Source organism: Rathayibacter sp. AY1C7 (assembly GCF_002931865.1).
In the GTDB taxonomy this organism is placed as follows: Bacteria; Actinomycetota; Actinomycetes; order Actinomycetales; family Microbacteriaceae; genus Rathayibacter.
The window spans coordinates 143143-157599 of sequence record NZ_PSWB01000004.1 but is presented as its reverse complement, the minus strand read 5'-3'; the positions used below and the strand labels follow the sequence as shown (position 1 = coordinate 157599).

The window sequence follows — 14457 nt, the reverse complement described above, 5'->3', positions numbered from 1 at the left end:
CGGTCGGTGACGACGCGGATGTCGGGCGGCGGGGCGTCAGCCCTCGCCGATGGCGGCCTTCAGTTCGGCCTCGCGCTGGTGGTAGCCCTCGGAGACGGCCTCGCCGAGCTCCTTCGCGGTGCGGTTGATGTCGGCGAAGAGCCGGGCGCCCGCCTCGGTGCGCGAGACCTGGTGGGCGACCGCGAATCCGAGGCCGATCCCGATGACGATCAGGAGGATGTTCTTCACGGGGTGTCCTTCCACAGCGGCGGGGCGGGCGCGACGGCGCGACGACCCGTTCGATTCTAGGGCGCGGGCGCGGCGCTACTTCGAGCGCGGGCGCTTCGTGCGCTTCGCGGCGGAGCGGCCGACCGCGGCTCCGGCCTTGTCGGCCGTCCGTCCGGCGACGAGCACGGCGCGGACTCCGGCGGTGAAGCCGGCGAGCTTGATGAGCGGACCGCCGACGGTCGCGGCCGTGAGAGCGACGAGCGCGTTGACGTTGCCGGTGACCTCGGCGACGTCCTTGGTGATCGTGTCCACCCGCGCGAGCTGGTGGTTGGCCTCGCGGAGGGTGGAGGCCGACTCGTCGAGGATCGGCGTCAGGCCGTCGCTGGCCTGCTTGATGGCCTCGCTCGTGCTGTCGAAGACGCGCCCGAGCTTCCAGAGCGGGACGGCGGTGATCGCCACCAGGATCGCGAACACCCCCGCGGCGATGAGCCCTGCGATGTCTCCACCGGTCACGGTGACCTCCGTTCGATGCCGCCCAGCGCGGCACTCCAGCCTACCGACGGGCCGCGAGAGGGTCGGACGCGGGGACGAGCGCTCGGCTCGGGCGCGACGGCCGGATCGGGCGCAGCGCGGGACTCTCGGAGCGCGGCGGGCACTCCGGATCGCGACCCCGGGAACGGGAAAGGCCCCGGTGCGGACACCGGGGCCTTTCTCTGCGGGGCTGGACTCAGCGGGCCGCGTAGTACTCGACGACGAGCTGCACTTCGCAGGTCACGGGGACCTCGGCGCGCTTCGGGCGGCGCAGGAGCGTCGCCTGCAGCTTGTCGATCTCGACCTCGAGGTAGCCCGGGGTCTTGGGGAGGACGTCGACGTGTCCACCGGCGGCGGCGACCTGGAAGGGCTCGGTGCCCTCGGAGCGGGTCTTGACGTGGATGACCTGGCCCGGCTTCACGCGGAAGGAGGGGCGGTCGACCGTCTTGCCGTCCACCATGATGTGGCGGTGGGTGACGAACTGGCGGGCCTGCGCGGTGGTACGGGCGAAGCCCGAGCGCAGGACGAGGGCGTCGAGGCGCATCTCGAGGAGCTCGACCAGGTTCTCACCGGTCAGGCCCTGGGTGCGGCGCGCCTCCTGGAAGGCGATGCGGAGCTGCTTCTCGCGGATGCCGTACTGGGCGCGCAGACGCTGCTTCTCACGCAGGCGGACCGCGTAGTCGGAGTCGGCCTTGCGCTTCGAGCGGCCGTGCTCGCCGGGAGCGTAGGGACGCTTCTCGAGGTAGCGGGCGGCCTTCGGGGTCAGGGGGATGCCGAGGGCGCGCGAGAGGCGCGTCTTCGAGCGGGTACGGGACGTGGTCGACACAGTGGTCCTTCCAAGGTCTGAGAGGTTCGGTCGCAGCTCTCGACCGCCGGCTCCGGGAGGAGGGCGGACGCCGCGGTCGTGTCCTCCGCGGGTGCGGGGGAAGGGTGACCGCAGTGGCGGGCTGCGCGATTCAGAGGGATGCGCTGCTCCGCTCGGCTACAGAGCGGTGGGCAACCTCGCAAGACTATCAGGCCACGGCCTCCCGTGCGGGTCGCGCGAGTTCGCGGTCGGCGCGGTCAGCCCCGGTCGCCGCGGATGATGCGCAGGAGCTTCGCCAGTCGTGCGGAGACGTCGCGCTCGTTGCCGTGCTCGGTGGGCCGGTAGTACCGCGCGCCCTGGAGCGGGTCCGGGAGGTACTGCTGCTCGAGGACGCCGAGGTCGGCGTCGTGCGGGTACCGGTAGCCCTTCCCGTGGCCGAGCTTCTTGGCGCCGGGGTAGTGCGCGTCGCGCAGGTGCGCCGGCACCCGGCCCGCGCGGCCCGCGCGCACGTCCGCGATGGCCGCGTCGATGGCGGAGTAGGACGCGTTCGACTTCGGGGCGGTCGCCAGGTGCACGACCGCCTGGGCGAGCGGGATGCGCCCCTCCGGCATGCCGATGAACTGCACGGCGTCGGCCGCGGCGATCGCGACGACGAGCGCCTGCGGGTCGGCCATGCCGATGTCCTCGGACGCGGAGACGATGATGCGGCGGGCGATGAACCGCGGATCCTCCCCCGCCTCGATCATCCGGGCCAGGTAGTGCAGCGCCGCGTCGACGTCCGAGCCCCGGATGGACTTGATGAAGGCGCTGATGACGTCGTAGTGCTCGTCGCCGTTGCGGTCGTAGCGCAGCAGGGCGCGGTCGACGGCGCGCGCGACGACCTCGGTCGTGATCACGGGGAGCGCGGGCTCCTCGGCGGCGGCCTCGACGGGAGCGCCCTCGTCGTCCTCGTCCTCCTCGTCCGGGTCCTCCGCGGCGGCGGCGCGGGCGACCCGGTCGGCCTCGCGGGCCTCCGAGCGGGCGGAGGTGGCGGCGGCCTCGAGCGCGGTCAGCGCCCGCCGGGCGTCTCCGGAGGCGAGCCGCACGATGCTCGCCCGGGCCTCCTCCTCCAGCGTCACCGAGTCGCGCAGACCCCGCTCGTCGTGCAGGGCGCGGTCGACCAGGACGCCCAGGTCGTCGTCGCTGAGCGGCTCGAGGGTCAGCAGGAGCGAGCGCGAGAGCAGCGGCGCGATCACCGAGAACGAGGGGTTCTCGGTCGTGGCCGCGATGAGGATGACCCACCCGTTCTCGACCCCGGGCAGCAGCGCGTCCTGCTGGGCCTTGGTGAAGCGGTGGATCTCGTCGAGGAAGAGCACGGTGGACGTGCCGTAGAGGTCGCGGGTGGAGAGCGCCTCCTCCATCACCTGCCGCACGTCCTTCACGCCCGCCGTGACGGCGGAGAGCTCGACGAAGCGGCGGCCGCTGGAGTGGGCCACCGCCTGCGCGAGCGTGGTCTTGCCCGTGCCGGGAGGGCCCCAGAGGATCACGGACACCGCTCCCCGCTCCCCCGTGGTGTCGGCGGCGAGGGCGACCAGGGGCGAGCCGGGCGTCAGGAGGTGGCGCTGGCCGGCGACCTCCTCGAGGCTGCGCGGCCGCATCCGCACGGCGAGCGGAGTCGCCCCGGAGCGGAGTCCGGCCTGCTGCATGGTCATGCCCCCAGCGTAACGACGGCCTCCGACAGAGCCCCGGCCCGACTGCCCGGCGCGACGGAGCGGCGTTTGTCGCGCCTCCGGCGGTTCTCGTAGGCTCGACGCGGCCTGCGTGCGCGGGCCGCCGCGCCGAAGCCGCGCGGACGAGGACGTCGGAGGAACACGTGGCCCAGGGCAAGTCGAACGACCGCGAGGCGCGCACCCGGCTCCGGGCCTACCAGGCCCGTCAGAGCCTCCACCGCTCGAGGCAGAAGCGGCGCGTGCGCGACAACGTGATCGCGGCGATCGCCGCCGTCGTCGTGATCGGGCTCGCGGTCGTCGCCCAGATCCTCTACTTCTCCGGCGGCCCCGGCACCCCGGTCGCCGAGCCGACCTCCTCCTCCTCCGCGACCCCGACGCCCGAGGCGACGGGGGCGAACACCGGCGACGTCCCCTCCTCCGACATCGCCGAGGGCCGCGACTGGACGGGCACGCTCACGATCGGCGAGGACCCGCTGGGCATCACGCTCGCCGGCGCCGCCGCCCCGCAGGCGGTGTCCTCCTTCATCTCGCTGACGCAGTCCGGCTTCTACGACGGCGTCTCCTGCCACCGCCTCACCACGGAGGGCCTCTACGTCCTCCAGTGCGGCGACCCGGACGGCGACGGCACCGGCGGCCCCGGCTACAGCTACGGTCCCGTCGAGAACGCGCCCGAGGACGGCGTCTACCCGGCCGGGACCATCGCGATGGCCCGCCAGGGCGGCAACGGCTACAGCCAGGGAAGCCAGTTCTTCGTCGTCTACCAGGACACGACCCTGCCCGCCGACGCGGCCGGCGGGTACACCGTGCTCGGGCAGGTCACCTCGGGACTCGACGCCCTCGTCAGCGACGTCGTGTCGAAGGGCACGGCCGACGGATCGGGTGACGGCGCCCCCGCCGAGCCCGTGACCATCACCTCCGTCTCCGTCCAGTAGCCGCACCCGCGGCGTCGTCACGGTCCGCCCGCGCGGGGAGTGCAATAGGCTTGTCGTCACTGCCCGTTCGCGGCCGAGCGCGGTCTTCGGCCCTCCGGCCGTCGAGCCCCACCGGCCGACGACGCGACGGGCACCGAGAAGCACGACATCGAACAGCAAGGTGAGGCTCCGAGCGATGAGTGACCAGCAGCCGTGGGGACGGGTCGGCGACGACGGGACGGTCTACGTCCGCGTCGGCGACGGGGAGCGAGAGGTCGGCCAGTACCCCGATGCGACTCCCGAGGAGGCGCTCGCCTACTACGAGCGCAAGTACACGGAGCTCGCCGGGCAGGTCTCCCTGCTCGAGCAGCGCGCCAAGCGGGGCGCGCCCGCCGGAGACGTCGCCCGCACGGTGCAGTCGCTGTCCGCGGCCATCGCGCAGGCGAACGCCGTCGGCGACCTCGAGTCGCTGCAGACCCGGGTCGACGCGCTGAGCGGCTCCGTCGAGGATCTGACCGAGCAGCAGGCGGCCGAGTCGAAGGCCGCGCTGTCCGAGGCCCTCGCCCACCGCGAGGCCATCGTCGCCGAGGCCGAGGCCCTGGCGGCGGTCGACCCGGCGAAGACGCAGTGGAAGCAGGCCAGCGCCGCGATCGACGACCTCTTCGCCCGCTGGCAGAACCACCAGCAGCAGGGCCCGCGCCTTCCCAAGAACGACGCGAACGAGCTGTGGCGCCGGTTCCGCGGAGCGCGCACCACGATCGAGCAGAACCGCAAGGCGTTCTTCGCCGACCTCGACTCCGCGCACCGCGAGGCCAAGCAGGCCAAGCAGGCGCTCATCGACCAGGCCGAGGCGCTGGTGCCGCAGGGCGCCGATGCCATCCCGGACTACCGCGCGCTCCTGGAGCGCTGGCGGGTCGCCGGCCGTGCCGGCAAGCGGTTCGACGACGCGCTCTGGGCGCGCTTCAAGGCCGCCGGCGACGCGATCTACGGCGCCAAGGCCGAGATCGTCGCGCAGGAGAGCGTCGAGTACACCGAGAACCTCGACCTCAAGCTCGCCCTCCTCGAGGAGGCGGAGCCGCTCCTGCAGGAGCAGGACCGCGAGAAGGCCAAGCGGGTGCTGCTCTCGATCCAGGAGCGCTGGGACGCCGTCGGCCGCGTGCCGCGCGAGCAGGTGCGCACCGTCGAGGACCGCCTCCGCAAGGTCGAGGCGCACGTCCGCAAGCTCGACGAGGAGCACTGGAACCGCAGCAACCCGGAGCGCAAGGCCCGCTCCGAGGGTCTCGCCTCGCAGCTGACCGCCGCGATCCAGAAGCTCCAGGACGAGCTCGACGAGGCGAAGGCGCGCGGCGACCGCGACGCGATCGCCCAGGCTCAGGAGGCGCTCGACGCCCGCAAGGTCTGGCTCGACGCGATCGGCTAGACCCGCGCCGGCGGATCCCTCCACAGATCCGCTCGCGACGCTCCGGAGGGGAGGCGCATCGGCCAGCATGGCCGGATGCGCCTCCCCTCCGTGCTCCTCCCCGGGCACCTCCCTCTCGCGGAGCTGTGCGCCGCCCGCCTCGACGGCGAGCTGGTCGCGCTCGACGAGGGCTTCCTCGTCGCGGACCTGCCCCTGGGGGCGTCCGAGCGGGCCGCCTCCCTGCGCTCGTTGCTCCCCCGCGGCGCCGTCGCCGATCGTCTCTCCGCCGCATGGGTGCACGGGGCGACGCACGGCCCGCCGCCGGTGCACAGCGCCTCGATCGACCGGCGGAAGCGCCGACAGGCGCCGTCGAACCCCCGCCTGCGCTGCCACGAGGTCCTGCTCGACGAGGACGACGTCGTCCTCCTCGGCGGCGCGCCGGTCACGTCACCTGCTCGCACGCTGATCGACCTCGCCCGGACGGAGGACGCGGGCGCGATCCTCCGAGCGCTCTCTCGGAGCACCCGGACCGGCCTCGACGCCGTCCTCGCGAGGCTGGAGGAGGGCAGCGCCGTCGCCGGACGGAGGATCGTCGGACGACGGCTGCGGGCGGCGCTCGGCGAGGCGCCGCCCGGGGATCAGCCCGCGTTCACCCGGTAGACGTCGTAGACGGCGTCGATCCGGCGCACGGCGTTCAGCACGCGGTCCAGGTGGGTGGTGTCGCCCATCTCGAAGACGAACCGGCTGATCGCCAGCCGGTCGCTCGAGGTCGAGACCGTCGCCGAGAGGATGTTGACGTGGTGCTCCGAGAGCACGCGCGTCACGTCGCTCAGCAGGCCCGAGCGGTCCAGCGCCTCGACCTGGATCTGCACGAGGAAGATGCTCTTGGAGGACGGCGCCCACTCGACGTCGACGATCCGCTCCGGCTCCTTCAGCAGCTCCTGCACGTTGTGGCAGTTCGCCTGGTGCACGGAGACGCCGGCTCCCCGCGTCACGAATCCGACGATCTGATCGCCCGGAACCGGGGTGCAGCACTTCGCGAGCTTCACCAGGATGTCCGGCGCGCCCTTCACGAGGACGCCCGACTCGCTGCTCCGGCTCCGCGGCCGGGGCGAGCGCGGGAGGGTGACCTCGTTCTCGTCCGACTCCGGATCGCCCTGGATGGAGGAGACGACCTTCTCGAGCACCGACTGGGTCGAGACGTGGCCCTCGCCGACGGCCGCGTAGAGCGCCTCGACGTCGTTGTAGCGCAGCTGGCTGGCCACCTCGGTGAAAGTGTCCTGGCTCATCAGCTTCTGCAGCGGCAGGTTCTGCTTCCGCATCGCCCGGGCGATGGAGTCCTTGCCCTGCTCGATCGCCTCGTCGCGCCGCTCCTTGGTGAACCACTGCCGGATCTTGTTGCGTGCCCGGGGGCTCTGCACGAAGTGGAGCCAGTCCTGGCTCGGTCCCGAGTCGGGGTTCTTCGAGGTGAAGACCTCGACCACGTCGCCCGTCGTCAGAGCCGACTCGAGCGGCACGAGGCGCCCGTTGACCTTGGCGCCCATCGTCCGATGCCCGACCTCGGTGTGCACCGCGTAGGCGAAGTCGACCGGGGTCGCACCGGTCGGCAGGCCGATCACGCGTCCCTTCGGGGTGAAGACGTAGACCTCCTTGGCGCCGATCTCGAAGCGGAGGGAGTCGAGGAACTCGTTCGGGTCTGTGGTCTCCGACTGCCAGTCCGAGAGGTGCGCGAGCCAGGCGAGGTCGGTGTCGTTCGATCCGGAGGTGGGCACCTTGCCGGTGGCCATCTGCTCCTTGTACTTCCAGTGCGCCGCGATGCCGAACTCCGCGTGCTGGTGCATCTCGTTGGTGCGGATCTGGATCTCGACCGCACGCCCCTTCGGCCCGACGACCGTCGTGTGCAGCGACTGGTAGAGGTTGAACTTCGGAGTGGCGATGTAGTCCTTGAACCGGCCCGGCATCGGCGTCCAGCGGGCGTGGATCGAGCCGAGCACGGCGTAGCAGTCGCGCACCGAGTTCACGAGGACGCGGATGCCGACCAGGTCGTAGATCTCGTCGAACTCGCGACCGCGGACGACCATCTTCTGGTAGATCGAGTAGTACTGCTTCGGCCGGCCGACGACACGACCGCGGATCCGCCCGGCCCGCAGGTCCTCGCTGATCAGGTCGATGACGTTCTGCACGAACTCCTCGCGCTGCGGCGTCCGCCGCTTCACCAGGCTCTCGATCTCGTTGTAGATCTTGGGGTAGAGCACCGCGAAGGACAGGTCCTCGAGCTCCCACTTGATCGCCTGGATGCCGAGGCGGTGCGCCAGCGGCGCATAGATCTCGAGGGTCTCGGTGGCCTTGCGGGCCGCGGACTCGGCGGGGACGAAGCCCCAGGTCCGCGCGTTGTGAAGGCGGTCGGCGAGCTTGATGATCAGGACGCGGATGTCCTTCGACATCGCCACGATCATCTTGCGGACGGTCTCGGCCTGCGCGCTGTCGCCGTACTTGACCTTGTCGAGCTTGGTGACGCCGTCGACGAGCATCGCGACCTCGTCGCCGAAGTCCGCGCGGAGCTCGTCGAGCTGGTAGTCGGTGTCCTCGACGGTGTCGTGCAGCAGCGCGGCGGCGATCGTCTTCGAGCCGATGCCGAGGTCGGCGAGGATCTGCGCGACGGCCAGCGGATGCGTGATGTAGGGCTCGCCGCTGCGGCGCTTCTGGTTCGCGTGCGCCCGCTCCGCGACCGAGTACGCGCGCTCGATCAGCGCGATGTCGCTCTTGGGATGGTGCATCCGGACGGTGCGGACGAGGGTGTCGACAGCACCGGAGGGCTGCGCACGCGAGAAGATCCGCGGGACCAGTCTGCGCAGGGCAGCGGTCGAGGACGTCGTCGTCGTTTCCGTCACGCGAGGATCTCCATCGCCCCATTATCGCCCGTGCGGACGGTGCCGACGACCGTTCCGCCCGGGGCGGACGGCGCCTGCGTCAGCCGATGCGTCCGGGGCGCCCCTCGCCGTCGACCACGTCGCCGCCCGCCGCGGCCCAGGCGGTCATGCCGGCGTCGACGTTGGCGACCTCGTATCCGGCGCCCTCGAGGGCCTGCGTCACCATCGCGGAGCGGACTCCGGAGTGGCAGACCACCAGGATCGCCGTGTCGGCGGGGAGCTCGTCCTGCCGGGCGCCGATCTCCCCCATCGGGATGTGGTGGGCGGCCGGAGCGTGCCCCGCCGCCCACTCGTGCGGCTCCCGGACGTCGAGCAGCCAGACCTCGTCGCGCGCGACGAGTCCGACGGCGTCGCCCGCGGTGACCTGTGCGTAGTCGGCCACGGCTCAGCCCTGCACGGCCGGCGCGGCCGGAGCGGTCGCCTTCGCCCGGGCCGACTCCACGCGCTTGTCGTGCTTGGAGATCTCGGGCTCCCGGCTGCGCAGCTGGGCGTACAGCGGCGCCGCGACGAAGATCGTCGAGTACGTGCCGACGATGATGCCGATCAGCAGGGCGAGCGAGATGTCGCGGAGCGTGCCCGCGCCGAGGACGAACGCACCGATCACGAGGATCGCGGCCACCGGGAGGGCGGCGACGATCGAGGTGTTGATGGAGCGCACGAGAGTCTGGTTCTCGGCCAGGTTCACCGTCTCGGAGAAGGTGCGGGTCGTGCTGCCGAGCGCCTCCACGGTGTTCTCGCGGATCTTGTCGAAGACCACGACCGTGTCGTAGAGCGAGTAGCCGAGGATCGTCAGCAGTCCGATCACCGCCGCCGGCGACACCTCGGTGCCGGTGATGCCGTAGACGCCCGCCACGATCACGAGGTCGTGCAGGAGCGCGACGATCGCCGCGAGCGACATCTTCCAGGTGCGGAAGTACGCCCACATGGCCAGGGCCGCGAGGACCACGAAGATCACCAGGCCGCGCAGGGCCTGCTGGGTCACGTCGTTGCCCCACGCCGCTCCGATGAAGGAGGAGGCGACCTGGTCGGTGGGCACGTCGTACGCCTCCGACAGGGCGTTCCGCACCGCGGTCGACTCGTCGGTCGAGAGCTGCCCGGTCTGCACGCGGATGGAGTCGTCGCCGACGATGGACACGCGCGGCACGGTCTCGGGAGCGACCGAGGTCACCGCGTCCGTCGCCGTCGCCTGCTCGAGACTCGACGGCGAGGACACCGTGAACTGCGAGCCGCCGGTGAACTCGATGCCGAAGTTGAAGCCGCCGCGGGCGACCGTCCCGAGCAGCGTGATCAGGATCAGGGCGAGCGAGACGAGGTACCACGTGCGGCGCCGGCCGACGAAGTCGATCGATCGCGCACCGGTGTAGAGGTCGTTTCCGAACTGCGAGAAGCTGGCCATCACGCGTCCTTCCCGTTCGAGTCGTTGGAGTCGCGCAGGCCGGCCGCCTCGGCGGCCTTCCGCTCGGCGATGGTCTGGCGCTTGGCCGCCTCACGGGACGCGGAGGCGCGCTTGCCGGCGACCACCTGGTCCTGCGGACGGAAGGCGGCTCGGCCGCGGTAGACGGCCCCGAGCGCCCGGGGATCCAGGCCCGAGGCCTTGTGCCCCTCGGCGAAGAACGGTCTCGTGGCCATCAGCTGCAGGATCGGGTGGGTGAACAGCGCCACCACGATCAGGTCGATGATCGTCGTGATCCCGAGGGTGAGCGCGAAGCCGCGGACACTGCCGACGGCGAGGAGGAAGAGGACCACCGCGGCGAGCAGGTTCACCATGTCGGACGCGAAGATCGTGCGCAGCGCGCGCCGCCAGCCGGACTCGACGGCGGACTCGAGGCCGCGTCCGTCGCGGAGCTCGTCGCGGATGCGCTCGAAGTACACGATGAACGAGTCGGCCGTGATGCCGATCGCGACGATGAGACCCGCGACTCCTGCGAGCGAGAGGCGCAGTCCCTCCCGCCAGGACAGCAGCGTGACGACGAGGTAGGTGACGATCGCCGCGACGAGCAGCGAGGCGATCGTGACGGCTCCGAGCACGCGGTACTGCGCGATGGAGTAGACGATGACGAGGATCAGGCCGATGAGGCCGGCGAGCAGGCCGCTGGCGAGCTGGGCGGAGCCGAGCGTCGCCGAGATGCTGTCCGAGCTCTGGACCTGGAAGCCGATCGGCAGCGCGCCGTACTTGAGCTGGTCGGCGAGCGTCTTCGACGACTCCTGCGTGAAGGAGCCCGAGATCTGCGCGTTGCCGTCCGTGATGGCGGCGTTCGTCGACGGGGCCGAGATGACCCGGCCGTCGAGGACGATCGCGAACTGGTTCTGCGCACCCTGCAGCGCCACGAGGCGCGAGGTCGTGGCGCCGAAGGCCTGCGTGCCCTGGTCGTCGAACGAGAGGTTGACGGCCCAGGTGCCGGTGCTGGCACCGGAGGAAGTCGTCATCAGGCCGTTCGAGGCGTCCGAGATGTCCTCGCCGGTGATCTCCACCGGGCCGAGGACGTATTTCACCGTCCCGCTGTCGTCGCAGGTGATGAGCGGCTGGTCGGCCGGGGCGAGGTTCGGGTCCTGGCCGTTGAGGTACGCGCAGTCGAACGAGGTGTACTGGGCCTCGAGCGCCGGCGTGAGGTAGGCGAGGTCGCTCGCGTTCGTCGGCGAGGCGGTCGGCTCCGTCGAGAGCGACGGGTCGACGGGTGTCGGCGTGGGCGAGGACGTCGCGTCGCCGCCGACCGAGCTGTTGGTGGCCTGGCTCGCGACGAGGACCGGGCGGAAGTCGAGCTTCGCCGAGGCCTCGATGCGCTGGAGCGTCTCGTCGTCGGGCGTGCCGGGGATCGAGACGACGATGTTGCTCGAGCCCTGGGTCGTGATCTCGGCCTCGGAGACGCCGGACGCGTCGATGCGCTGGCGGATGATCGAGACGGCCTGCGTCAGCTGCTCCGACGAGACGGTGTCGCCGTCGTTCAGCTGCGGCTGCAGGACGATCTGCGTGCCGCCCTCGAGGTCGAGGGCGAGCTTCGGCGTCCAGGAGCCGCCGCCCCAGAGGACGGCCGCCGTGTTGAGTCCGACGAGAGCGAGGATCAGGACACCGAGCCAGCTCAGGGAGCGGCGGGCCTTCCGGACGGGGGTTGATGCGGCCACCCAGGGCTCAGCTTTCTCTTCGGTCGACGGTGATCGGCCCGGGGTCGCCCGGGCGTGGAGAAGGGCGGGCGGGCGCCGATGCGCCCGGCCCGCCCAGGAGACTACTGCGCGTCGGGGCGGCGGTCGCGCTCGACCGGGTCCACCAGCGGGTCGCGGTGCGCGGAGTCGCGCTCGCCGAACTCGGGCGAGCCGGTCGCGGTCAGCGGGTCGGCCTCGTCCTCGGTGTCGGCGGCGACGGCGTTCTCGCTCGGGTCGATGAGGCGGGCGATCGCCTGACGGTGGATGGTCAGCAGCGTGCCGGGGGTCGACTCGATGACGATCTTGTTCGCCTCGTCGTCGATCGACACGACGGTGCCGAAGAGGCCGGAGCCGGTCATGAGCTCCACCCCCGGCTGGAGGTTGTTCTTCATGCTCTCCGCGTCGCGCTGGCGCTTCTTGTTGTTGCGGAACATGAAGATGATCATCACGGCGAGCAGCAGGACGAGCAGGATGATCGTCGGATCCATGGGTGGGCCTTCCGGAGTGGATGGGCGATCCGCCGCGCGGCCTCAGGTCGAGGCGGAGCGGATCGAGCGGCCCGTCGGGCCTAGAGAATCATAGATCATCGGGGAACAGGGGCGGCTGAGCCGCCGTCCCCCGGGGGTCGATGCCGAAGTGGCGGTAGGCGGCGGGGGTCGCCACGCGGCCGCGCGGCGTCCGGGTCAGCAATCCGATCCGCACGAGGAACGGCTCGACGACGGCCTCGACCGTCTCCGCCTCCTCCCCCACCGACACGGCGAGGGTGTTCAGGCCGACCGGCCCGCCGTCGAAGCGGGTCAGCACGATCTCCATCACCGCGCGGTCGAGCCGGTCGAGTCCGAGCGCGTCGACGTCGTAGAGCTCCAGCGCCGCGCGGACGGCGGTCACGTCGGCCCGTCCGCCGTGGACCAGGGCGAAGTCCCGCACCCGCCGGAGCAGGCGGTTGGCGATGCGCGGGGTGCCTCGGCAGCGGCCGGCGATCTCGGCGATCGCGTCCGCGTCGATGTCGAGCTCGAGCAGCCGTGCCGCCCGGGCGAGCACCTGCCGCAGCTCGTCCTCCGCGTAGAACTCGAGGTGCGCGGTGAAGCCGAAGCGGTCGCGGAGCGGATTGGGCAGCAGGCCGGAGCGGGTCGTGGCGCCGACGAGCGTGAACGGGGCGAGATCCAGCGGGACGGACGTCGCTCCCGCCCCCTTGCCGACCATGATGTCGATCCGGAAGTCCTCCATCGCGAGGTAGAGCATCTCCTCCGCGGAGCGCGCCATGCGGTGGATCTCGTCGATGAAGAGGATCTCGCCGGGCAGCAGCGAGGAGAGGACGGCGGCGAGGTCGCCCGCGTGCTGGATCGCGGGGCCGCTGGAGAGCCGCAGGGGCGAGGAGCTCTCCTCCGCCACGATCATCGCGAGGGTCGTCTTGCCGAGACCGGGCGGGCCCGCCAGCAGGATGTGGTCCGGGGTCCGGCCCTGCATGGCCGCGGCCTTGAGCAGCAGCTCGAGCTGGCCGCGCACCTTGCGCTGGCCGACGAACTCGCTGAGGTTCCTGGGCCGCAGGGCGCCCTCGAAGGCGACCTCGGCCTCCGACGCGACCTCGGCGCCCAGCACCTCGTCGCTCACGAGCGGGCCGCCGGACCGAGGCGGGCGAGGGCGAGCCGGAGCAGCGCCTGCACGTTCGTGGCGTCGGAGGCCTGCGCGTCGAGCAGGATCTCGTCGACCACATCGGCCGCGGTGCGCTCGGGCCAGCCCAGGCCGACGAGCGCCGCGAGCACGTTCTGCGCGGCGGTGGCGGCGGGACCGGAGCCGCGGGCGGCGCGCGGACGGACGGTCACCTTGCCGGCGAGGGACAGGATGATCAGCTTGGCCGTCTTCGGGCCGATGCCGCTGACCTTCCGGAACACCCCGTCGTCCTCGTCGGCGACCGCCTGCGCGATCCGGTCCGGCTCGACCGCGCCGAGCACGCCGAGGGCGGACTTCGGGCCGACACCGGTCACGCCGATCAGCAGCTCGAAGATCTCGAGCTGCTCCTCGTCGGGGAAGCCGTAGAGGGTGAGCGAGTCCTCGCGGACGACGAGCACGGTGCTGACCGTGGTCTCGTCGCCGACGCGCATCTCGAGCGCGTGCTGCGGGGTCACGTTCACCGCGTAGCCGACGCCGTGGACGTCGAGGACGGCGAGACTCCCGCGGGCGGAGAGGACGGTGCCGCGGAGGGAGGAGATCACCGCGTCAGTCTAGATGCTCGAACAGGCGTTCGACTCGCGGCCTCGGCGGCGCGCCACGCCCGCTGCGCTGCTGTGCCGCCCGCCGCTCCGTCGGCACCGGCTCCCGCCGACCCGGAGGAGGGCGCGAGAGGGGCCCGCCAGGCGTGGCAGACGGCCAGGGCGAGGGCGTCGGCCGCGTCGGCCGGCCGCGGCGGGGCGTCGAGCCGGAGGACGCGCTGGATCATCGCGGTGACCTGGCGCTTGTCCGCGGCTCCGTAGCCGGTGACGGCGGCCTTCACCTCGCTCGGCGTGTGCATCCCGACCGGGAGCCCGCGCCGGGCCGCCGCTACGAGGGCGACGCCGCTGATCTGCGCGATGCCCATCACGGTGCTGACGTTGTTCTGAGCGAAGACCCGCTCGATCGCGACGGCGTCGGGGCGGTGCTCGTCGAGCAGCGCCTCGAGCCCGTCGCCCAGGGCCAGCAGGCGGCGCTCCAGCGCGTTGTCGGGCGGTGTCCGGAGGACCGTCACGTGCACGAGGGTCGCGCGGCGGTCGCGCGAGACGTCGACGATGCCGACGCCGCAGCGGGTGAGCCCGGGGTCGATCCCGAGGACGCGCATCAGGCCGCCCTCCGG

General features: G+C 72.0%; 15 protein-coding genes. 3 read left to right on the top strand and 12 right to left on the bottom strand.

From position 1 onward, the window contains the following. Positions 1 to 36 precede the first annotated feature (36 nt). From C5C69_RS03700 to C5C69_RS03685, 4 genes are all read right to left on the bottom strand, one after another. Positions 37 to 228 carry a hypothetical protein gene (locus C5C69_RS03700; RefSeq protein ID WP_104225329.1) on the bottom strand — a complete coding sequence of 64 codons (192 nt, stop codon included), beginning with the start codon at positions 226 to 228 and terminating at the stop codon, positions 37 to 39. Positions 229 to 303: 75 nt separating this feature from the next. Beyond that, positions 304 to 720, bottom strand: a complete 417-nt coding sequence (locus tag C5C69_RS03695; RefSeq protein WP_104224759.1) for a DUF948 domain-containing protein — start codon at positions 718 to 720, stop codon at positions 304 to 306. A gap of 214 nt (positions 721 to 934) precedes the next feature. Then, positions 935 to 1564, bottom strand: coding sequence for a 30S ribosomal protein S4 (gene rpsD, locus C5C69_RS03690; RefSeq protein ID WP_068210518.1), 630 nt, complete (start codon positions 1562 to 1564; stop codon positions 935 to 937). 236 nt (positions 1565 to 1800) lie between these two features. Then, positions 1801 to 3234, bottom strand: a complete 1434-nt coding sequence (locus tag C5C69_RS03685; protein ID WP_104225330.1) for a replication-associated recombination protein A — start codon at positions 3232 to 3234, stop codon at positions 1801 to 1803. A gap of 161 nt (positions 3235 to 3395) precedes the next feature. Here C5C69_RS03685 and C5C69_RS03680 point away from each other — a divergent pair, with 161 nt between their 5' ends. From C5C69_RS03680 to C5C69_RS03670, 3 genes are all read left to right on the top strand, one after another. After that, the gene (locus C5C69_RS03680; RefSeq protein ID WP_104233313.1) at positions 3396 to 4184 is read left to right on the top strand and encodes a peptidylprolyl isomerase; all 789 of its coding nucleotides are present in this window, start codon (positions 3396 to 3398) and stop codon (positions 4182 to 4184) included. A gap of 175 nt (positions 4185 to 4359) precedes the next feature. Beyond that, entirely contained in the window at positions 4360 to 5583 is a 1224-nt protein-coding gene (locus C5C69_RS03675) for a DUF349 domain-containing protein (protein WP_104233314.1), read from the top strand. 75 nt (positions 5584 to 5658) lie between these two features. Then, the gene (locus C5C69_RS03670) at positions 5659 to 6222 is read left to right on the top strand and encodes a type IV toxin-antitoxin system AbiEi family antitoxin (RefSeq protein ID WP_104225333.1); all 564 of its coding nucleotides are present in this window, start codon (positions 5659 to 5661) and stop codon (positions 6220 to 6222) included. Here the strand turns inward: C5C69_RS03670 and C5C69_RS03665 are convergent. The 8 genes from C5C69_RS03665 to ruvC all read right to left on the bottom strand — a co-directional run bounded on the left by C5C69_RS03665 (position 6201) and on the right by ruvC (position 14442). Next, entirely contained in the window at positions 6201 to 8453 is a 2253-nt protein-coding gene (locus C5C69_RS03665) for a bifunctional (p)ppGpp synthetase/guanosine-3',5'-bis(diphosphate) 3'-pyrophosphohydrolase (protein WP_104225334.1), read from the bottom strand. The two genes, C5C69_RS03670 and C5C69_RS03665, sit on opposite strands and share 22 nt — an antisense overlap. Positions 8454 to 8532: 79 nt before the next feature. Further along, entirely contained in the window at positions 8533 to 8874 is a 342-nt protein-coding gene (locus C5C69_RS03660) for a rhodanese-like domain-containing protein (RefSeq protein WP_104257329.1), read from the bottom strand. Positions 8875 to 8877: 3 nt separating this feature from the next. Beyond that, complete coding sequence (gene secF / locus C5C69_RS03655) at positions 8878 to 9888, bottom strand: protein translocase subunit SecF (RefSeq protein WP_104233316.1); 1011 nt, start codon at positions 9886 to 9888, stop codon at positions 8878 to 8880. Continuing rightward, complete coding sequence (secD, locus tag C5C69_RS03650; protein WP_104257328.1) at positions 9888 to 11612, bottom strand: protein translocase subunit SecD; 1725 nt, start codon at positions 11610 to 11612, stop codon at positions 9888 to 9890. Before secD ends, secF begins: the two co-directional genes overlap by 1 nt. 101 nt (positions 11613 to 11713) lie before the next feature. Then, positions 11714 to 12118: a preprotein translocase subunit YajC gene (gene yajC / locus C5C69_RS03645; protein ID WP_104257327.1), complete on the bottom strand. Its 405-nt coding sequence runs from the start codon at positions 12116 to 12118 to the stop codon at positions 11714 to 11716. A gap of 88 nt (positions 12119 to 12206) precedes the next feature. Continuing rightward, entirely contained in the window at positions 12207 to 13241 is a 1035-nt protein-coding gene (gene ruvB, locus C5C69_RS03640) for a Holliday junction branch migration DNA helicase RuvB (protein WP_104224769.1), read from the bottom strand. Next, on the bottom strand, positions 13238 to 13843 hold the full coding sequence (gene ruvA, locus C5C69_RS03635) for a Holliday junction branch migration protein RuvA (protein ID WP_104257326.1): 606 nt from the start codon (positions 13841 to 13843) through the stop codon (positions 13238 to 13240). Before ruvA ends, ruvB begins: the two co-directional genes overlap by 4 nt. Continuing rightward, positions 13840 to 14442, bottom strand: coding sequence for a crossover junction endodeoxyribonuclease RuvC (ruvC, locus tag C5C69_RS03630; protein WP_104257325.1), 603 nt, complete (start codon positions 14440 to 14442; stop codon positions 13840 to 13842). The genes ruvA and ruvC overlap by 4 nt, the downstream gene beginning before the upstream one ends. Positions 14443 to 14457: the final 15 nt, after the last annotated feature.